The sequence below is a fragment of the Luteimonas cucumeris genome, from assembly GCF_007830035.1.
Classification (GTDB): domain Bacteria; phylum Pseudomonadota; class Gammaproteobacteria; order Xanthomonadales; family Xanthomonadaceae; genus Luteimonas_C; species Luteimonas_C cucumeris.
Genome location: NZ_VLKN01000006.1, coordinates 215,155 through 234,431 on the forward strand (window position 1 = coordinate 215,155; position 19,277 = coordinate 234,431).

The following is a 19,277-nucleotide window of genomic DNA, read 5'->3' on the forward strand; positions in this document are numbered from 1 at the left end:
GATTTCGCGCCATCGCCGGTACGGATTGGCGCTCCCTTTATGGATGTGGAGCAGGCATGGCCTGGAATATTCCCGGTAGCGGTGGTTCTGGAAAAGGCGGCAGGGGCGGTACGGGCAGGGGCGGCGGCAACAATCCGTTCGACGGCATCCTCGACTCGCTGCGCAGCCTGTTCGGCGGCAATGGCGGTGGCGGTGGCGTCCTGCGCTGGGTCGGCATCCTGGTGGCGCTGTGGCTGGCCTTCAGCTCCTTCGTGCTGATCGCCGAACAGCAGCGTGGCGTTGTGCTGCGCTTCGGTCTGTTCTCGCGCGTGCTGCAGCCCGGCCCGCACTTCAAGCTGCCGTGGCCGATCGAACGCGTGGTCAAGGTCGCCGCGACCCAGATCAAGACCTTCGACAGCACCGTGCCGGTGCTGACCCGCGACGAGAACATCGTGCAGGTGCAGATCAACGTGCAGTACCGGGTCGCCGATCCCCAGCTGTACCTGTTCGGCACCCGCGACGCCGATCGCATGCTCGAGCAGGCAGCGCTCAGCACCGTGCGCGAGCAGGTCGGCCGTTCCGACCTGGACACCGTGCTCGGTGCGCGCAGCGCGCTGGCCGTGTCCTCGCGCCAGCAGCTGCAGCAGTCGCTGGACGCCTACCGCACCGGCCTGGTGGTCACCGAACTCAACCTGCCCAACGCGCGTCCGCCGGAGGAAGTGAAGCCGGCGTTCGACGACGTCAACAGCGCGCAGCAGGACCGCGACCGCCTGACCAGCGAGGCCCGTGCCTACGCCGCGCGCGTCGTGCCGGAAGCACGCGGCGAAGCCTCGCGCGTGCGCACCGCCGCCGAAGGCTACAAGACCGCGTCCGTGGCGCGCGCCACCGGTGACGCCGCGCGTTTCAGCCTGTTGCTGGACCAGTACCGCGGCGCCGAGGAAGTCACCCGCAAGCGCCTGTGGTTGGAGACCGTGCAGGACGTGCTCGCCGACAACCGCAAGGTGATCGGTGGCGACGGCCGCCAGCTGATCTATGTGCCGATGACCGGCCAGGGCAACAGCAATCCGGTGTCGCCGCCGCTGCTGCCGCCGGAGACGATCGCCCCCACCATCAACGCAACGGACGGCGGTAACGCCCGTCCCGAACGCAGTCCGCGACCGGGCCGCGAGGAGGCTACGCGATGAGAATCAACCTGTGGATCCCGGCGATCCTCGCCGCGCTGCTGGCGCTGATGGGCTCGGTGTACGTGGTCGGCGAAGGCCAGGTCGCGATCGTGCTCAACCTTGGCCGCGTCGCGCGCTGGGACATCGGCCCGGGCCTGCATTTCAAGTGGCCGCTGGTGGAAACCGCGCGCGTGTTCGATCGTCGCCTGCAGGTGCTCGAAGCCGAGCCCGAGCGTTACCTCACCTCCGAGCGCAAGGACGTCAGCGTCGACTTCTTTGCGGTCGGCCAGATCCAGGACGTGCGCGCCTTCTATCGCGCCACCGGCGGCGACGAGAAGGTCGCGGTCGATCGCCTGGCGCCGATCATCCGCGATTCGCTGCGCAACGAGATCAACTCGCGCACCCTGCAGCAGGTCGTTTCCGGCGATCGCGGCGATGTCACCCGCCGCCAGGTCACCGCAATCAACAAGGGCGCCGAGACGGTCGGCGTGCGCATCGTCGACTTGCGCATCAAGAAGATCGACCTGCCCACCGACAGCGACGTGATCAAGGACGTATACCGGCGCATGCGCGCGCAACGCCAGCAGGTGGCAAGCCGCCTGCGCGCCGAAGGCGAGGAGCAGGCGCAGACCATCCGCGCCAAGGCTGATCGCGACCGCGTGGTGATCGTGGCCGAGGCCGAGCGCGACGCGCAGAAGCTGCGCGGCGAAGGCGATGCCGAGGCCGCGCGCATCTACGGCACGGCCGCCAACCGCGATCCGGCGTTCTATGCGTTCCAGCGCAGCCTGGAGGCGTACCGCAAGTCGTTCGCCGACGGCAACAGCGTGATCGTGCTGGAGAACGACGATCCGTTCCTGCAATACCTGCGCAACGACAGGTAGGCCGATGAGCGAATTGTGGGCGGCACTGTGCCTGGTCGCGGTGCTGGAAGGCCTGTGGCTGTTCGCCGCGCCCGGCGCCTGGAAGCGGGCGATGGCGCAGATGCAGGCGTTGCCGGAGCAGCATCTGCGCAGGATCGGCGGGATGATCCTCGCCGCCGGCCTGGTGATGTTGTACCTGGTGCGCGGCTAGGGCTTTTTTTCCGACTGCGGAAGGTCGTAGCCTGATTACCAAGACCGTAGCGTGCGCTGTGCGCACGAACTTAATGCTGATCGTGCGCACAGCGCACGCTACGGCATCGGCTAGGGCCGCCGACGCTATTTCCTCTCCCATAGCGCGGGAGAGCGCGACGTAACGAGCGTGCTATCGCTCGACTCCCATGCTGTTTGCCTTTCCTCTTCTGCCTCTTTGCTTTGGCAGTTGGCACGAACATCAGCGATCCATGTCACCCCATAAACCCGGAGGGCGGCGCACATGGATGTGCGCCGTTTTCCGACCGAGCCAGGAGGGCGAGTCGGAAAATCTCCGAGGACCGCAGCGTGCAACGTTAGCCTTGATCGGGGAAGACCTTTTTCTTTACTCAGGGCTGCGCCCTTCGCCCTTCGGGCCGGCTGCGCCGTTCGCGCCTGCGGCGCAGTGGTTGCTTTCTTTTGGGTCAGTAAAAGAAAGTGACCCGTACGCGCAGCGGGCGGAAGCTTTTACGGCAAGCGAAGCAGTGCAAGCTCCGTTGCCCAGGCTTTCCAGCCGTCATCCCCGCGTCCTTCGACAGGCTCAGGATGAGCGAGGCGGGAACCCAGCGACTTTGCGCCTGCTTTTGAAAGTCTCGCAGCGCTTGCCGATCTTTCAGGTCGGCTTTTCCGCCTGCTGCCGCAGTCGGGTCACTTTCTCTTGATGGGGCCAAGAGAAAGTAACCACTGCGCCGCAGGCGCGAACGGCGCAGCCGGCCCGAAGGGCGAAGGGCAAAGCCCTGAGTAAAGAGAAGGCCCTTCCTCGACAAATCAATCCGGCAAGTGGGTAGTGGCTCGCGATTTTCCGACTCGCCCTCCTGGCTCGTTCGGAAAACGGCGGCCATCCATGGTCGCCGCCCTTCGGGTCTATGGAAGTGCATGAGTTATGGGCGGCCAAATCAAAAGCCGCTCTGTCCTTGGGGGCAATCGATGCACCGGGCATAGGCCACCCAAACAGCAACTCAGCCCACGGACCACCACACAGGCTGGCCCCCAACCCCCAAAACCCGGATAATGCACAAAAGCCGGATGGGGCCTCGCTCCTCCGGCTTTTTCCGTGTCTGCGTCCTTGTGCAGGCGGCTTCCCGCCGCGACAGGGGCGCCGCGGTCGGGGCCCAGGCCCCTCCCACAATCGGTTCAGGAGTTCGTGATGGGTCAGTCAGTCGTGGTGTTGGGCGCTCAATGGGGCGACGAGGGCAAGGGCAAGATCGTCGACCTGCTGACGACGGACATCGGCGCGGTGGTGCGCTTCCAGGGCGGGCACAACGCCGGCCACACGCTGGTCATCAAGGGCAAGAAGACGGTGCTGCACCTGATCCCGTCCGGCATCCTGCGCGAGGACGCGCTGTGCCTGATCGGCAACGGCGTGGTGCTGTCGCCGGCCGCGTTGCGCAAGGAGATCGACGAACTCGAAGCCAACGGCGTCGAAGTGCGTTCGCGGCTGAAGATCAGCCCGGCCACGCCGCTGATCATGCCGTACCACATCGCGCTCGATCAGGCCCGCGAACGCGCCGCCGGCGGCAAGGCCATCGGTACCACCGGTCGCGGCATCGGCCCGGCCTACGAGGACAAGGTGGCGCGCCGCGGCATCCGCGTCGCCGACCTGCATTACCCCGACCAGCTCGCCGAACTGCTGCGCACCGCGCTGGACTACCACAACTTCGTGCTGACCAAATACCTCAACACCGACGCCGTCGATTTCCAGCAGACGCTGGACGAGGCGCTGGCCTTCGGCGAATACGTCGAGCCGATGAAGTCCGACGTCGCCGGCCTGCTCCACGACCTGCGCAAGCAGGGCAAGAAGGTGCTGTTCGAAGGCGCGCAGGGCGCGCTGCTCGACATCGACCACGGCACCTATCCCTACGTCACCTCGTCCAACACCACCGTCGGCGGCGCGCTCGCCGGCACCGGCGTCGGTGCCGACGCGATCGACTACGTGCTGGGCATCGCCAAGGCCTACGCCACCCGCGTCGGCGGCGGTCCGTTCCCCACCGAACTGGACGACGAAGTCGGGCAGGGCATCCGCGACCGCGGCCAGGAATACGGCGCTTCCACCGGCCGTCCGCGTCGCTGCGGCTGGATCGACATCGTCGCGCTCAAGCGGGCGGTCGCGATCAACGGCATCAGCGGCCTGTGCATCACCAAGCTCGACGTGCTCGACGGCATGGAGAAATTGAAGATGTGCATCGCCTACCGCTACCGCGGCAAGGAAACCGAGTACGCGCCGCTCGACGCACAGGGCTGGGACGAATGCGAGCCGGTGTACCTGGAATTCCCCGGCTGGAGCGAGAACACCCACGGCATCACCCAGTGGGACGAACTGCCACCGGCCGCCCGCGCCTACCTGCGTGCGCTGGAGGAACTGGCCGGCTGCCCGATCGCCATCGTCAGCACCGGCCCCGACCGCGACGCCACCATGGTGCTGCAGGACCCGTTCGCCTAAGCATCGCGCCGCTCGATCCTGCCAGGCGTAGGGCGGAACCTGCGAAGCAGATTCCGCCACGCGCGAATGCTCAATACATACGGCGGAATCGCCTGCGACGGTTCCGCCCTACGACTGGCATAGGGCGCAATAACCGAAGGGCATTGCGCCGAATGGCAACCCGAAGGTCGCGACATCCGGCGCATTACGCCTGCGGCTAATGCGCCCTACCCGTGGTTTTCGCCGGGCCATCGCGCACCGGGATGGTTTGCTCCGGCTCAGCCTTCTAGCTTTGCCGTGACATGGATCCGCCCATGCCAGCCAAGCGAACGGCCGGCACGCCTTGCGAAGAGCCGCTGACGCCTTTGCGAATCCGTTCCGACCCTTCCGTAAGCCACCGGCGCCCTTCTGGAAGCCGATTCCCGCCTTCGCGAATCCAGGAATTGCCTTCCCGATAACCCGGATCGCCTTCCCGAAGGCAAAAACCGGTTTCGCGATGGATCGGCTTGCCTTCCGGAAGGCAAAAATCGCCTTCGCGAAGGGTCGCCGCGGCTTATTCAATACCGCACAGGGTTCCACCGTATGGAAAAACAACAAGCCGCCCGGACGCGGCTCGCGTGGTGGTGCCGGCGTGCGCGATCAGCCGGTCGCGGCTGCCGCGGTGCAGTGATCGTGCCCGCGGCCGCGATATGTCCAATGCGCTTGCCCCACGAACCAAGCCCCGCCTTCCCACGCGCGGTGTCCAATTCCAACGGCGGCAACCCGCCAGCCGACTTCCGCCTCACCCGTGGGAAGGGTTGAGCCGCAGGCGATACCCATCGCCCGCAAGCAGCGGCAAGGGCGTTGCCGCCTCCCGGGCCGCAATGCACAAGTCGTTCGGCAGGGCGGAACCGCCGAAGGCGTTTCCACCCTGCGGCATCCAGAGCACGTCGGCGCATTGTGCCTGCGAACAAAGTGCTCTACGACGCTGCGACAAGACAGCTTGACGAGGGTCGCGCCATCGCCCGAATATCGATTGCTCGCCCTTTCTATGGGGCCTATCAGCGTTAGGCGGCAGGAAATTATGCAAGTACGTGAAGTTTCCAAAGAAGACGCACTGGGCCTTTCATCTCAGCCAGAAGGTCACTTCTATGATCGCAAGGCATCCCAGATCAAAGGAGCCAAGCTTCAGAAGATCGTGTGTGCATTCGCTAACGCAGATGGAGGCGATGTCTATATAGGGATCGCAGACGACAAAGATGAAGCAGTCTCAGAAAAGCGTTGGGCTGGGGCTCCCACAATGGAAGAGTACAACCAGCTCGTCCAGTCGACGCTGGAGATAGTGCCATCACCACCCATCACTATGGAGTTTCTCAAGTCTTCGCTTTCTGAGAACTACATACTTCATATTCAAGTTGAGAAAAGCCAGTCTGTACATCAAACGTCCGACGGCACTGTGTATGAGCGAAAGGGGGCGCAGTCATTACCAATCAAGGAAGCAGATCGAATCACCGCTTTGGGGTTCGCGAAAGGAGCTTCCTCTTATGAGGACATGCAAATCGCCTCTGCGGACGCAGAGGACGTAGTCGATTCTGAGGAGATCAGGATATTTCTTAACGACTACTCTCCCAAGACTGATCCTCTTGACCTGTCGCTCAATAAAGGTCTGATCGACAGACGTACATTCAAACCAAAAGCTTGCGGTCTCTTACTATTTTCAAATGATCCAAGCGGCGTGGTTCCAAAGAAATGTTCTGTGAAGATCGTTCGCTATGAGACAAAAGAAGATGATCCCGAAAGAGATCATCTGGCGTTCGCGGAAACTGTCGAAGGGCCACTCTTCCCTCTCATCAAGAAGTCCGTTGAACGGGTCACGGAAATCATGTCATCGATTAGTGTCTGGACCACTGAGGGCGCCAAGTCAATGGAGTATCCCCCTGAGACGCTCTGGGAGATCATGGTGAATGCGGTTATACATCGAGATTACTCAGTCTCCGATGATGTGCAGATTCTCATCTTTGACAACCGCATTGAGGTGCTCAGCCCTGGTCGCTTGCCCGGCTTCGTGAGTAGGGAGAACATACTTGACGTCCGCTATGCGAGAAATCCAAAGATCGTGGGGATGCTTTCTAAGTACAAAGACGCTCCTAACAAAGACATTGGCGAGGGCTTGAACACGGCTTTCCAGAAGATGAAAGAGTGGAAAATGAGAAACCCTGAGATTCTTGAAGAAGAAAACTACGTTCGCGTAGTAATTCCTCATGCATCTCTCGCCACTCCGCAAGAGGCAATCATGGAGTTCTTGTCAAAGAACGACACCATCACGAACAGGCAAGCTCGCGATATCACCGGTATCAAGAGCGAGAATGCTGTGAAGTCGGAATTCTACAGGCTTCGCGACGCTGGGAAGATTGAGATGATCCCGGAACTCAAAGGAAACAAGGCAGCTTGGCGTCTGACGGGAAATAACTTGGACTTCGTCTAACAAGTCATTCAAGCCGAATCGCCTCATGATTGCATCGGAACCAAGCACCACTAGGCGGGTAGGCTTAACTCAGGAATCAAGCCGCACACACAGATCGAGGCTATCCATGAGTACTCCCAAAGCCATGGCCCTTGCGCTGCTTCTCATGTTCAGCAGCAGCGTTGGAGCGCAGCAACCCGCGCCGGCCATCGAAGCATTCACGAGTCATGGCGCGAAAATTGGCGTCAGGGTGTTCCATCCTTCGCTCGACAGCGACAAGCCACGAAGCGCCCTGGTCCTGTTTCATGGCGGCGGCTGGAATGAAGGCGAAGCAGGCTGGATGGACGCGATCGCCACGCAGTACGCCGATCTCGGAATGGTCGCCATATCGGTCGACTATCGTTTGTCGCGTGACGGCATCACGCCATTCGATGCGGTTGCCGACGCGAGAAACGCCATCCGCTGGGTTCGTCGGGAAGCGGCGAGGCTCGGTATCGATCCGAACAAGGTTGCGGCCTTGGGCACCTCGGCAGGCGCACACCTTGCCGCTTCGGCTGCCATATTCGACGAACCATGGGGCAGCGATATTTCCTCCGTACCGAACGCACTGGTGCTTCGCTCGCCCGCTGTTTCCGTGGCGACCTCGACATGGTTCCAGAAGCTGTCCGGGGGAGTGTCCCAAGCCGCGGCGCTATCGCCCGTCCTGCATGTCCGCGCAGGCTTGCCGCCGATGATCCTGCTGCAGGGAGAGGAAGACAACGTGACTCCGGCTTCAGGCGCCAGGCAGTTCTGCCAGCGCATGCAGGCGCGCGGCAATACCTGCGAACTGAAGGTATATCCGGGAGTGGGCCATCTTTTCACGCGCAACCTGGCGAGCCAGGAGTTTCCGAATTACGACGCCATCGACAAGGGCGTCAGCAAGGATGCGAGCGATGCGGGCATCGCATTTCTGAGAGAGCGTGGTTTCATTGTCGATGCGGATGCGCCCTGATCATTAATTCAAACCGAGCTGCTTCGGGGCGTCGGGTGCGGAGGACGACGGATGAACGAGTTGGCTGATTTCCTGACGGCCCGTGGCTACCTGCGAGTGCCACTCACCCGCAGCGGAGTAGGGCACTTCCATACGGCCGGCACACTCAACGGACGCCCGGTCGAGGTGCTGGTGGACACGGGAGCCGCCTGCACGGTCGTCGCGATGTCGGTAGTCGAGGCGCTCGGCCTGCCGTCGGAATGGCTGGATGGCGAGGCAGGCGGCGCGGGTGGGGCGCTCGACCAGTACCGCGTCGACGGTGCGGAGCTGCGGCTTGGTTCGTTCATCCCGCAACTGGCCGGCCCGGTCGGATTGGACTTCGAACAGGTGAACGCGCCGCTGCGTGCGCAGGGATCGACCGAGGTGGACGTGATTCTAGGTGTGGACGTGTTCGATGCGCACGCGGCCGTGATCGACTACGTCAGTCAGTCGCTGTTTCTGAGAGAGGTGGCATCTAAGCTTGACGCTGCGGCGACTGACACGCATTCAAATTCGACTAACCGGTCGACGACTGGCCAGTGAAAACCGCCAGTTGCGCGTCGAAAGCACGCTTGTATGCAGGTCGCGCTTCGCCGCGGGCCACGTAGGCGGCGAGGTTCGGATATTCGTCCAGCATGTCCGACGATGCTTTCAGTCTGAGCAGCACCGACACCATCATCAGGTCGCCTGCGCTGAACGCGCCTTCGAGCCAGGCGGCGTCGCCGAGGCGATTGGACAGCTGATGCAGCCGATCACGGATGCGGTCCTCGACCGCAGGCATGCGTTGCTCGGTCCAGGGCTTGTCGCGCTCGAGCAGCTTCGCGTTCTGGCGTTCCAGGATCGGCGGCTCCACGGTGTTGAGCGCGGCGAACATCCATGCGATCGCGCGCATGCGGGCATGGGCATCGTCGGGCAGTAGTCCGACATGGTGTTCGGCGAGGTGGAGCACGATCGCGCCGCTTTCGAACAGGCGCAGATCGCCTTCTTCGTAGGTCGGGATCTGGCCAAAAGGATGCAGCGCCATGTGCGCGGCTTGCCTCATCGCCTTGAACGAGACAAGGCGCACCTCGTAAGGCTGACCCACTTCCTCCAGCGCCCAGCGGATGCGTGTGTCGCGCGCCAGCCCCCGGCCGCGGTCGGGTGAGCTTTCAAAAGCGGTGATGGTGGGATTCATGGCAAGACTCCAGGTCATTTCATGACGCGATCGCGCGTGACTTTGGTAGGGCCGATTGCCCTGCCTTCATGTCAGCGACGAATGACTGCACCGGAATTCGACAAGCAAGACCAAGGCAATGCTCCAGCCGCATCGCAATCATTAAAGCCGAACCTGCAGCCAGGCGTAGGGCGCAATAGCCGAAGGGCATTGCGCCGAATGGCCGCCCGAAGGTCGCCGCATCCGGCGCATTACGCCGATGGCTAATGCGTCCTACGAGACTGGAACCGGCGCCAGCGGGTCATGCCATACAATGAGTCCGCGTTACTCCTCGAAGCGACTCGTTCCGTCGCGATCGCGTTCGAACCGTTTCGCGAGTGGAAACGGTGGCAGCCAGGATTCGCGGCGGATGGTCCAGAGTTCGTAGGTAGGCCTGAACTGGTCGGGGGCATCCAGGCAGCCCAGGCTCAGTTCGATTTCGTCCGCGGTGCGCGCGAAAACAGGCGAGCCGCAGCGGGGGCAGAAACAGCGCCCGTTGTAGTCGCGTGCTTCTCCATCGATCGTCACTGCATCCTGGGGGAATATCGCGGAGGCGTGGAAAAGGGCGCCATGGTGCTTGCGGCAATCCAGGCAGTGGCAAAGGCCGACCCGGTAGGGGCGTCCCGACGCCACGAACCGGACCTTGCCGCACTGGCAACCGCCGGTGAACCGATCCATGCTGCGTCTCCTCGAGAACCAGGTGGGCGCAATGTGTACAACGATGGCACTGTTGTTTCAATTGCCCGCCATGGCGGCATCCTTCGCCAGTCAACGCTGATCAAGTCCCGGATCGTCATCCGGCGTCCTTCGACAAGCTCAGGATGAGCGAGCCGGGATCCAGCTTTCAGCCTGCAGCAGGCATAAGATCACGCCTGGTATGCCATCCATCCATCCATCCCGTAAGGAGACAGCATGAAGTCAGTATTCGTTGCACTGTTGGCAGTGGCGACGCTGCAGGCCACATCTGCATCCGCTGGGCCGGCAGGGCAGTCGCCTTTGGCCGGTCGTTGGGCGCTGGAGGTAGGCAGCTTGCCGATGCCGCCCGAAGCGCGGCCGAAGAGCGTCGACCTCGATTTCCGCGACGTCGCAGGCGGCAAGTGGACGACCCGCGTCGAGATCGTCGACCAGAAAGACAACAGGATGCACTCGGAATCCACGCTGTCCCTCGACGGCACGCCGGGTCGCGCTTCCGGCACCTACTGGGTGGATGTCATCGCCGCGAAGATGCCTGCCCCGAACGTGCTGGTGATGCAGTTCGTCTACGAGGGCATTCCCAGGTCCACGCGGGTCTACTCCGTCAGTGCCGATGGCAAGGTGCTGACCGAGACCGAGGCCTATTTCAAGGAAGACGGGACGCCGATGATGCGCACCGCCTTGTTCAAGCGCGTGCCTGGCGAGTCCTGAAGGACCAGGTTCAAGCTTTCGTTGTTTCTCTGGAGCGGGCATCGCTTCGCGACCCGGCATGATGCGCGCGTCAGAAAATCCCGGGGGTCACATGACAATTCAGACAAGCTCACTCGTCGCCTTCGCCCACGTCGCCGATGTGCAACGCAGCATCGATTTCTATGCTGATCTGGGCTTCAAGGTGTCCAATCGTGTTGTTCCTGAAGGCCACTCGGCCCCGATCTGGGCATGGCTGGAGAGCGAGAAGGCGAACCTGATGGTCGGGCTGGCGTCGGGGCCGATCGATGCGTCACAGCAGGCCATCCTCTTCTACCTGTACTACGACGATATCAAGCATACGCACGCGGCCCTGGCGGAACTCGGCCATGCCACGGGCGCGATCTACTATCCGTTCTACATGCCCGGTGGCGAGTTCAGGCTGGAAGATCCGGACGGCTATGTGCTGATGCTGGCGCAGGTCTGAGGAAACGCTGAAAAGTATTCGACCGTCACCCCGGCGCAAGCCGGGATGACGACTTTGGCAATGGAGGTCCCCCCCTCAGCCTTCGCAAGCTACCTTCAAGCCCAGCGTGGCCGCGATGTCGCGCCAGTCGAACGCGCCGACGCCCATGTCGTCGTGCACCGCGTAGAACACGCCCTGGGGGAAACGTTTCGTCGCGCCCTGGTGCAACCACACGCCATCGGTATTGCCGACGGTCTCGCCGGCGAACGCGCCGAGGTGCGCAAGCGTGGCGCGATCCCAGACGTGGAACAGGCTGCGGTCCTTGAACTGGTCGGTGGTGATCCAGTAGCCGCTGCCGTCGGTGCATTGCCACAGCGCGATGCCTTCGGCCTGCGCCTTGAACATCCCGAGGCCGAGCGTGCGTCCGCGGAAGCGCCCGTCCATGCCGTATTCGCGCACGGCAGTGCCGGTGGCGAGATCTTCCTCGGCGATCAGCAGGCGGTCGTGCGCCGCGTCGCCCCACAGCGATTCGGGAACGCGGATCGCGCCCGCCGCCGTGGTGTCGCCGACGGTACCGGCGAGGGTCGCGGCCACGCGATCGCCATCGATGGAAACCGCATAGCGTTTGAAGCGCGCGCCCAGTTCGGCCAGCGGCGGCGGGATCTCGTCGCCGCGCGCATCCTCGCCGGCCATGTAGGCATCGCTGACCAGCACGTCGAAGCGGTTCGCGCCGGTCGGGTGCAACCAGAGCCCATAAGGCTTCTGCAGGTCGGCATCGCCGAAGCTGCCCAGCGATTGCATCCCCGGCAGGCGCAGCACCTGCACGCGATGGTTGTCGCGTTCGACCACGAACACCAGGTCGTCATGCACGAAGATGCCGTTGGGGCGGTCGAACTGTCCCGGCCCCGTGCCGCGGCTGCCGCGCGCCCCCAGCGCGGCGCCGGTGTCGCCGTCGTAGGCGACGAGGTGGCCGCTCTTCTTGCCGGTGGCCAACAGCAGCGCGCTGCCATCGGGCGCCATCCACAACGCCGGCGAATCGATGTTGTCCTGCGGCGTCAGTGGGGTGACGAAGGCTTCCTTCACTACCCGGTGCGCGATGCCGCTGCCGGCCAGCATCGGATCGACCTCGGCGGTCTCGTCGGGTTCGCGATCGACCGCGGGCGTCGCACAACCGGGAAGCAGCGCCGCGAAACAAAGGGACAGAAGGATCGGCGCCAAGGCGTGATGAGGGGACATGCGGACTCGTAGATGACGGAAAGACGAAGTTTGTATCACCATCCGGTGTCGGAATTGTTGCGGAACGCGCCCTGCCATGACAGGCACGCGACTGTCACATGGCCGCAATGCGATCCCTTTACATCTGCGCGATTCATTTCTTACGGAACCGCGCCACAGATGAAGAAGAACCTGCTTGCCCTCGGCCTGCTGCAGGCCATCGCCGCTACCACGCTGGCGGCGACGCCGACGCAGTCGCACGCGCAGGATGCGGTTGCCACGACCAACACTGCAGTGACCACCGAAATGGAACGCATGGTGGTCAACGGCCAGATCGTCTACCGCAACCGCACCGACGACATCGCGCCGGTGCTGTCCTACGACCTGGAATTCTTCCAGCGGTTCGAGCCGCGCACCGTCGGCGACATGCTCAAGCGCGTGCCCAGCGTGGCCTTCCTGTCCGACGTGCTGGAATACGACGGCGCGCGCCTGCGTGGCCTGGATGCGAGCTACACGCAGATCCTGATCAACGGCAAGAAGGTGCCTGGCGGCGGCGAGGACCGCTCGTTCTATGTGGACCGCATTCCCGCCGAGGTGGTGGAGCGGATCGAGATCGTGCGCAGTCCCAGCGCCAACCGCTCCGGCGATGCGGTTGCCGGCGCGATCAACATCGTGCTGCGCGATGCCTACGAGTTCGACGGCGGCTACGTGCGCCTGGGCGCGTCGCGTTTCGACGACGGCGAGGTGAAGCCTGCCGCCGCGGTCGTGGCCAGTGGTGACCTCGGCGGCGGACGCCTGCTTGGCGGCATCAGCCGGCAGGGCCGCTACAACCCCAAGCAGAAGCTGAGCCTGCGTTACGACGCGCCGGGCGGCGAGTTCCAGGATCGCGAGGAGCAGAGCGATACCCGCGATGGCGACGACACCTCCGCCAACCTGTCGTGGGTGCGCGAGTTCGACGGCGCCAAGCTGGCGCTGTCCGGCCTGTACGTGCGCACCGACCGCACCGAGACCGAGCACTCGCTGGAATTCAATGATCCGGTCAGCAGCGCGCGCGAGAATCTGCTGTCGATCAACGACCAGGTCGAGGACATCCGCCAGGACAACTTCGCCCTGAAGGCGGAACTCGACGTCGACATGGCCGGCGGCCGCACCCGCATCGATGGCAGCTTCTCGCGATATGACGACGACACCGTCTCCACCGAGCAGGAGACCGGCTTCGACGATGACGACACGCCACCGTCGTGGGACGGCTTCGAAGGTGTGCGTACCCTGACCGCGCTGCGCGACGACGAAGTGGCGTTCACCCTGGCGCACCAGCGCGATGTCGGCGCGGCGAAGCTGGATTTCGGCGTGGATTACACCGGCAAGGATCGCGACCTGGCGTTGCGGGTTTCCGAAGTAGAGGCGGAGGAAGAAGGCGAGCTGCTGCCGCCGTATGAAGACTTCGACCTCACCGCCAGCACCATCGAGGAACGCCGCATCGATCCCTACCTGATGCTGACCGGGCAGTCCGGCAACCTGGAATGGGAAACCGGCCTGCGTTACGAGACCACGCGCAGCGATATCCGCGTCGATGGCGAGCAGTGGGACAACGACTACTCGGCGCTGCTGCCGTCCGCGCACCTGCGCTGGAATGTCACCGATGCCGACCGGCTGAGCCTGTCGCTGGCGCGCACCGTGCGCCGCCCCGACTTCAACTACCTTGCGCCGGTGTTCCTGGAAGGCGAATACGGCGACAACGACTTCATCGGCAATCCGTTGCTGGAACAGGAAAACGCCTGGGGCGTGGACCTGGGCTTCGAACACCGCCTCGGCCGCCAGGGCGTGGTCGGCGTCAATGTGTTCTACCGCGACGTGAAGGACCTGATCGAACTGGTCAACCACGGCGAGCCCAGCGCGACTGCGCTGGAGGATTTCGAGGACGAGGTCGAGGATTTCCTCGAAGACAATCCCGACGCCACGCCCGACACGCCCGGCTATCCGGTGCTGGAGGCGGACAGCTTCGTCTACAGCGCTGCGAACGTCGGCGACGGCAAGGTCTACGGCGTCGAACTGGACCTGTCCACGCCGCTGACCGCGTTCGGCATGCCCGACACGGGTGTGTTCCTCAACTACTCCTGGCTCGACAGCAAGGTCGACGACGGTCTCGGCGAGCGTCGCTTCAACAACCAGGCGCGCTATGTGCTCAACGTCGGCTTCATCCAGGACCTGGAATCGATCAATTCCAGTTTCGGCATCAGCTATCGGCGCCAGGGCGGCGCGGAGTCACGCGTGATCGGCGAGGAAGTGGAGACCACGTACGGCGCCGATCTTGAAGCCTTCGTCGAGAAGCGCTTCGGCGAAAGCTGGAGCGTGCGCCTGACCGGCAACAACCTGCTGGATGCGAAGAAGCAGGAAACCTTCCACAAGTTCAACACACGGCTGGACCAGATCGAGCGCAGTTACGACGAGTTCGAGCTGGAATCCGAGCAGTCCGGGCGCGTGTACCAGCTGGTGGTGCGTTACGCGTTCTGAGTAATGGCGCGTGGCGGGTCGGGGCTATGCCTCGACCCGCCTGGCGTACCCGCAGGCATCGGTGGACAGGGCAGGCTACTTGCCCGAATACAGGTCGATGATCTGCTCGACCGCGTCACGGCAGACGCGGCAGAAGGCATCGCTGCGGTCGAACATCAGGCATTGCATCTGCGGGCGGAAATAGCCCGAGGCTTCGTAGTTGGCGCCTTCGAAGGCGCCCACCTCGTCGCGGTGCGGAGCTTCGGCGAACAACTGCTCGTTGTAGGCCAGTTCCGCGCGGAACAGAGCTTCCATCTCCGATTCCGGACGCTGCTGCGCACGCAGCTCGACGCGCTGCTTCTGGAATTCGCGCGAGCGCGCCTCGAACTGCGCCTTCGGCCACGGCGTCGGCACCGGCGTTTCCGCACGCACGTGGTGGCGCCATTTCAGCTGCTTCGGATCGTGCAGGGCGGTGACATTGGGCTCCCAGGGTTCGACCTGCGAAGTGCCGGTCAGGTAGCCCACCGGCGAGGTATAGTACTCGTCGGCCAGTCCGGCGAAGTGGTGGCCGAACTCGTGCACGAACAGGTAGTTCGCGAAGTCGTTGCCGGCTGCGGCCGTGCTGAACTGGCCGAAGATGCCGCCGCCGCCATAGGTCTGGTTGTTGACCAGGATCTCGATGAATTCGTAGGGCGCGTGCTGCGCGATCTCGCGCAGGGCGCGGTTGTCCAGCGCCAGCACGTAGCGTTCGCTGCCGAAGATGTCGTAGCGGGTGCCGAGCTCGGAGGCGTGGTAGTCGCCGGTCGACGGTCGCGACACGCCCGATTCCGGCGTCGGCGACATCAGCGCCCAGACATTGAAGTCGCCGGCACGTTCGCGGAACGGCGACACGGTGAACAGGTAGTCGCTCATGCGGCGCGCGTCGGCGATGAACTTGTCGGCATCGGCCGCGGTGTAGCCGTCGCCGATGATGAGCAGGTCCACCTTGTGCGCCGACGGGCCATTGTCGCGGATCGCGATGGGCTCGAGTGGCGAGGGCAGGCTACCGCGCTGGATGTCCTGCGCCTGCGGATCGACGTCGATGCTCCACACCGGAACGAAAGCGTTGTTCGTATCGCGCTCGAACAGGCGCACGCGCACGGGACGGTCGGGAGCCGGGAAGCGCAGCGATTCCTGGAAGCCGCGGGTCAGCTTGGCAGCTTCCGCGGTGGTGCGCCATTCGGCGAACACGGTGCTGAAGCCGCGCGAGAACAGCACGGTGCCGGTTTGCGCATCGACGACCTCGAACCTGTTGTGGCCGCGGTTGCTGTCGTCGATTGGCCTTGCCGGATTTCCCGGCCATGGCAGCGGTTCGATCACGATGCGGTCGATGGCGTAATGCTGGGTCCTGGCATCGCCGGTGTGGAAGTAATCCAGCCGCATCGTGCGCGTGGCAGGCGTGGCGGCAACTGCCGTAGCGAGGAGGCCGGCGACCGCGAGCGCGCACGCTGCGACGAACCGGATCAGGATGCGAGAGGCGGGGAGGTGGTCCATGGCTCGGCCCATGACGAGTGGGATGCCAGTGTAATCGTGCATGCCATCGGCAGACCTGCGTGGCTACGGGGACCTGCGCGATCGACAAAAACCTCGACTGCCATGACTTCCGGGGGATGGGGTGACGCCAGCGCGGCCCCATCATCGACGGGGTTGCACTTACGTCTGGCGCACGCGCCGACTTTGGCCTGCAGGCCACAGCTCCTCGAGGAAATTCCATGCGTCGCACCCTGGTATCCGCTATCGCGCTGGCGCTCGCCGGCTTGTCCGCCACCGCCATCGCGCAGGCGCCGGCGCCCGGCACGGCGCCGGTGGTGCAGGCCACCACGCAGTTGCCGCGCGACGTGCGTCCGGTTCACTACGACGTGGCGGTAGTGCCGCATGCCGACAAGCTTAGCTTCGACGGCAAGGCGACGATCACGGTCGACGTGCTGGCGCCGACGCCGAGCATCACGCTCAATGCGGTCGGCATGGAATTCGCCTCGGCGCAGTTGAAGCCGGTCGCCGGCACGGCGACCTATCCGGCGCCGCAGGTGAAGCTGGACGAGAAGGCGCAGACCGCGACGTTCGTGTTCGCGCAGCCGCTGCCGGCAGGGCAGTACCAGCTGACGCTGGACTACACCGGGAAAATCGGCACCCAGGCCAACGGCCTGTTCGCGATCGACTACGAGAACAAGGCCGGCAAGCAACGCGCGCTGTACACGCAGTTCGAGAATTCCGATGCGCGCAAGTTCATCCCGTCCTGGGACGAACCCAACCACAAGGCCACCTTCGACCTGACCGCGACCGTGCCCGCGGCACAGATGGCGGTCAGCAACATGCCGGTGGCCGAAAGCACCGACCTGGGCAACGGGCTCAAGCGCGTGCGCTTCGGCACGTCGCCGAAGATGTCGACCTACCTGCTGTTCTTCGGCCTGGGCGATTTCGATCGGGCCACGGCCAAGGCCGGCGATACCGAAGTCGGCGTGGTCACGCAGAAGGGACTGATCGAGCAGGCGCGCTTCGCGCTGGATTCGTCGGTGGACGTGTTGCGCGAGTACAACGACTACTTCGGCGTGGCCTATCCGTTGCCGAAGCTCGACAACGTCGCCTCGCCGGGTCGCAGCCAGTTCTTCGGCGCGATGGAGAACTGGGGCGCGATCTACACCTTCGAATACGCGATGTTGCTGGACCCGAGCATCTCGACGCTGTCCGACAAGCAGGGCGTGTTCTCGATCGCCGCGCACGAGATTGCGCACCAGTGGTTCGGCGACCTGGTGACGATGAGCTGGTGGGACGACCTGTGGCTCAACGAAGGCTTCGCCTCGTGGATGGCCTCGCGCACCACCGAGAAGCTGCATCCGGAATGGAACACCGCGCTGGAGGCGGTGGGCGCGCGCGAGTCGGCGATGAACCGCGATGCGGTCGCCACCACGCATCCGGTGGTGCAGCACGTGCAGACGGTGGAGCAGGCCAGCCAGGCCTTCGACGCGATCACCTATTCCAAGGGCGAGGCGGTGATCCGCATGCTGGAAGGCTACGTCGGCGAGGATGCCTGGCGCGAAGGCGTGCGCAGCTACATGAAGAAGCACGCCTACGGCAACACCGTTTCAGACGACCTGTGGAAGCAGATGGAGGCCGCGGCAGGCAAACCCATCCTCGACATCGCGCATGACTTCACCCTGCAGCCGGGCGTGCCGCTGATCCGCGTCGAATCGGCGCAGTGCAAGGACGGCAACACCACGTTGCAGCTGACGCAGGGCGAGTTCACCAAGGATCGTCCCGGCAAGAAGCCACTGTCGTGGCGGGTGCCGGTGATCGCGCAGGCGATCGGCGGCGAGCCGGTGCGGGCGATGGTCAGCGGCGGCAGTGCCAGCGTCGAGGTGCCCGGCTGTGCGCCGGTGATCGTCAACGCCGGACAGAGTGGCTACTACCGCACGCTGTACGCGCCGGAGCAGTTCTCCGAGATCCGCGACGGCTTCGTCAAGCTGGCGCCGATCGATCAGCTCGGCCTGATCAACGACACCTGGGCGCTGAGCATGGCCGGCGCGCAGCCGGCATCGCGCTTCCTCGACCTGGCCAGCGCCACACCGGTCGATGCCGATCCGCAGTTGTGGGGCGACATCGCCGGCAGCCTCGGCAGCCTGGATTCGTATTACCGCGGCGACGCGGCGCGGCAGGCGACGTTCCGCAAGTTCGCGATCGCACAGCTGGCACCGGTGTTCGCGCGCGTCGGCTGGCAGGCGCGCGCCGACGAAAACGGTCCGACCACGATCCTGCGCACGCAGCTGATCGGCACGCTGGCGGCCCTGGGCGATGACGCCGTGATCGAAGAGGCGCGGCGTCGCTACGCGGCGCAGGACAGCGATCCGCAGGCGATGCCGGCGGCATTGCGCAAGACCATCCTCGCGGTGGTGGCGAACCATGCGGACGCGGCGACCTGGGACAAGCTGCATGCGGCGGCGAAAGTGGAGAAGACGCCGATGGTGAAGGACCAGTTGTACGCGCTGCTGTCCATTGCCGAGGACCCGGCGCTTGCCCGGCGCGCACTGGATCTGGCGCTGACCGACGAGCCGGGCGCCACCAACAGCGCCGGCATGATCGGCATCGTTTCGCGGCAGCATCCGGAACTGGCCTTCGACTACGCCGTCGCCCATCGCGCGCAGGTCGACAAGCTGGTCGACACGACCTCGCGCAGCGCCTACTACCCGGCGCTGGGCAACAGTTCGCTGGATCCGGCCATGGTCGGCAAGATCAAGGCGTTCGCCGATGCGTACATCGAGGCCGGTTCGCGCCGCGCTGCGGAGACGTCGATCGCCAACATCCTCTACCGCAGCAAGGTGCGCAACGAGCGTCTGCCGGAAGTGGATGCGTGGTTGTCCAGGAACGGCGCGTAG

Annotated in this window: 16 protein-coding genes; 12 read left to right on the top strand and 4 right to left on the bottom strand. The window is 64.2% G+C overall.

Annotation, left to right across the window (positions count from 1 at the left end; all coding sequences use genetic code 11):
• The first annotated feature begins 56 nt into the window (after nt 1-56).
• From hflK to IP90_RS13585, 8 genes are all read left to right on the top strand, one after another.
• Nucleotides 57-1,163 carry an FtsH protease activity modulator HflK gene (hflK, locus tag IP90_RS13550; protein ID WP_144900181.1) on the top strand — a complete coding sequence of 369 codons (1,107 nt, stop codon included), beginning with the start codon at nt 57-59 and terminating at the stop codon, nt 1,161-1,163.
• Nucleotides 1,160-2,023, top strand: coding sequence for a protease modulator HflC (gene hflC, locus IP90_RS13555; protein WP_144900182.1), 864 nt, complete (start codon nt 1,160-1,162; stop codon nt 2,021-2,023). The genes hflK and hflC overlap by 4 nt, the downstream gene beginning before the upstream one ends.
• Before the next feature lie 4 nt (nt 2,024-2,027).
• Entirely contained in the window at nt 2,028-2,213 is a 186-nt protein-coding gene (locus IP90_RS13560; protein ID WP_144900183.1) for a DUF2065 domain-containing protein, read from the top strand.
• 1,185 nt (nt 2,214-3,398) lie between these two features.
• Nucleotides 3,399-4,691: an adenylosuccinate synthase gene (locus tag IP90_RS13565; RefSeq protein WP_144900184.1), complete on the top strand. Its 1,293-nt coding sequence runs from the start codon at nt 3,399-3,401 to the stop codon at nt 4,689-4,691.
• Between the two features lie 322 nt (nt 4,692-5,013).
• Nucleotides 5,014-5,340, top strand: a complete 327-nt coding sequence (locus IP90_RS13570; RefSeq protein ID WP_144900185.1) for a hypothetical protein — start codon at nt 5,014-5,016, stop codon at nt 5,338-5,340.
• Nucleotides 5,341-5,685: 345 nt separating this feature from the next.
• A complete protein-coding gene (locus IP90_RS13575) occupies nt 5,686-7,134 on the top strand; it encodes an RNA-binding domain-containing protein (protein ID WP_199753484.1) in 1,449 nt (482 codons plus the stop codon).
• A gap of 106 nt (nt 7,135-7,240) precedes the next feature.
• Nucleotides 7,241-8,104 (top strand): alpha/beta hydrolase, encoded by an 864-nt coding sequence (locus IP90_RS13580; RefSeq protein WP_158635353.1) that lies wholly within the window; start codon nt 7,241-7,243, stop codon nt 8,102-8,104.
• Between the two features lie 51 nt (nt 8,105-8,155).
• Nucleotides 8,156-8,665: a retropepsin-like aspartic protease gene (locus tag IP90_RS13585; RefSeq protein ID WP_144900187.1), complete on the top strand. Its 510-nt coding sequence runs from the start codon at nt 8,156-8,158 to the stop codon at nt 8,663-8,665.
• Here the strand turns inward: IP90_RS13585 and IP90_RS13590 are convergent.
• Complete coding sequence (locus tag IP90_RS13590) at nt 8,640-9,296, bottom strand: glutathione S-transferase family protein (RefSeq protein ID WP_144900188.1); 657 nt, start codon at nt 9,294-9,296, stop codon at nt 8,640-8,642. The genes IP90_RS13585 and IP90_RS13590 overlap by 26 nt on opposite strands.
• A 303-nt stretch (nt 9,297-9,599) precedes the next feature.
• A complete protein-coding gene (locus IP90_RS13595) occupies nt 9,600-9,992 on the bottom strand; it encodes a GFA family protein (protein WP_144900189.1) in 393 nt (130 codons plus the stop codon).
• Between the two features lie 258 nt (nt 9,993-10,250).
• On the opposite strand from IP90_RS13595, the gene IP90_RS13600 reads away from it, so the two are divergent.
• Nucleotides 10,251-10,718 carry a LuxR family transcriptional regulator gene (locus tag IP90_RS13600; protein WP_144900243.1) on the top strand — a complete coding sequence of 156 codons (468 nt, stop codon included), beginning with the start codon at nt 10,251-10,253 and terminating at the stop codon, nt 10,716-10,718.
• A 91-nt stretch (nt 10,719-10,809) separates the two neighbouring features.
• Complete coding sequence (locus tag IP90_RS13605) at nt 10,810-11,181, top strand: VOC family protein (RefSeq protein WP_158635354.1); 372 nt, start codon at nt 10,810-10,812, stop codon at nt 11,179-11,181.
• 75 nt (nt 11,182-11,256) lie between these two features.
• On the opposite strand, the gene IP90_RS13610 is transcribed toward IP90_RS13605, so the two are convergent.
• Entirely contained in the window at nt 11,257-12,396 is a 1,140-nt protein-coding gene (locus IP90_RS13610; protein WP_144900191.1) for an NHL repeat-containing protein, read from the bottom strand.
• 159 nt (nt 12,397-12,555) lie between these two features.
• Here IP90_RS13610 and IP90_RS13615 point away from each other — a divergent pair, with 159 nt between their 5' ends.
• Entirely contained in the window at nt 12,556-14,889 is a 2,334-nt protein-coding gene (locus IP90_RS13615; RefSeq protein ID WP_144900192.1) for a TonB-dependent receptor plug domain-containing protein, read from the top strand.
• 75 nt (nt 14,890-14,964) lie between these two features.
• On the opposite strand, the gene IP90_RS13620 is transcribed toward IP90_RS13615, so the two are convergent.
• Complete coding sequence (locus IP90_RS13620) at nt 14,965-16,401, bottom strand: IgA Peptidase M64 (protein ID WP_144900193.1); 1,437 nt, start codon at nt 16,399-16,401, stop codon at nt 14,965-14,967.
• 218 nt (nt 16,402-16,619) lie between these two features.
• Here IP90_RS13620 and IP90_RS13625 point away from each other — a divergent pair, with 218 nt between their 5' ends.
• Complete coding sequence (locus tag IP90_RS13625; protein WP_144900194.1) at nt 16,620-19,277, top strand: M1 family metallopeptidase; 2,658 nt, start codon at nt 16,620-16,622, stop codon at nt 19,275-19,277.

Bases quoted from the DNA above. Each gene is read 5' to 3' on its own strand.
- hflK (WP_144900181.1), top strand. From the start codon at position 57: ATGGCCTGGAATATTCCCGGTAGCGGTGGTTCTGGAAAAGGCGGCAGG.
- IP90_RS13560 (WP_144900183.1), top strand. From the start codon at position 2,028: ATGAGCGAATTGTGGGCGGCACTGTGCCTGGTCGCGGTGCTGGAAGGC.
- IP90_RS13610 (WP_144900191.1), bottom strand. From the start codon at position 12,396: ATGTCCCCTCATCACGCCTTGGCGCCGATCCTTCTGTCCCTTTGTTTC.
- IP90_RS13605 (WP_158635354.1), top strand. From the start codon at position 10,810: ATGACAATTCAGACAAGCTCACTCGTCGCCTTCGCCCACGTCGCCGAT.
- IP90_RS13625 (WP_144900194.1), top strand. From the start codon at position 16,620: ATGCGTCGCACCCTGGTATCCGCTATCGCGCTGGCGCTCGCCGGCTTG.
- IP90_RS13615 (WP_144900192.1), top strand. From the start codon at position 12,556: ATGAAGAAGAACCTGCTTGCCCTCGGCCTGCTGCAGGCCATCGCCGCT.
- IP90_RS13565 (WP_144900184.1), top strand. From the start codon at position 3,399: ATGGGTCAGTCAGTCGTGGTGTTGGGCGCTCAATGGGGCGACGAGGGC.
- IP90_RS13580 (WP_158635353.1), top strand. From the start codon at position 7,241: ATGAGTACTCCCAAAGCCATGGCCCTTGCGCTGCTTCTCATGTTCAGC.
- IP90_RS13595 (WP_144900189.1), bottom strand. From the start codon at position 9,992: ATGGATCGGTTCACCGGCGGTTGCCAGTGCGGCAAGGTCCGGTTCGTG.
- IP90_RS13620 (WP_144900193.1), bottom strand. From the start codon at position 16,401: ATGGACCACCTCCCCGCCTCTCGCATCCTGATCCGGTTCGTCGCAGCG.
- hflC (WP_144900182.1), top strand. From the start codon at position 1,160: ATGAGAATCAACCTGTGGATCCCGGCGATCCTCGCCGCGCTGCTGGCG.
- IP90_RS13590 (WP_144900188.1), bottom strand. From the start codon at position 9,296: ATGAATCCCACCATCACCGCTTTTGAAAGCTCACCCGACCGCGGCCGG.
- IP90_RS13585 (WP_144900187.1), top strand. From the start codon at position 8,156: ATGAACGAGTTGGCTGATTTCCTGACGGCCCGTGGCTACCTGCGAGTG.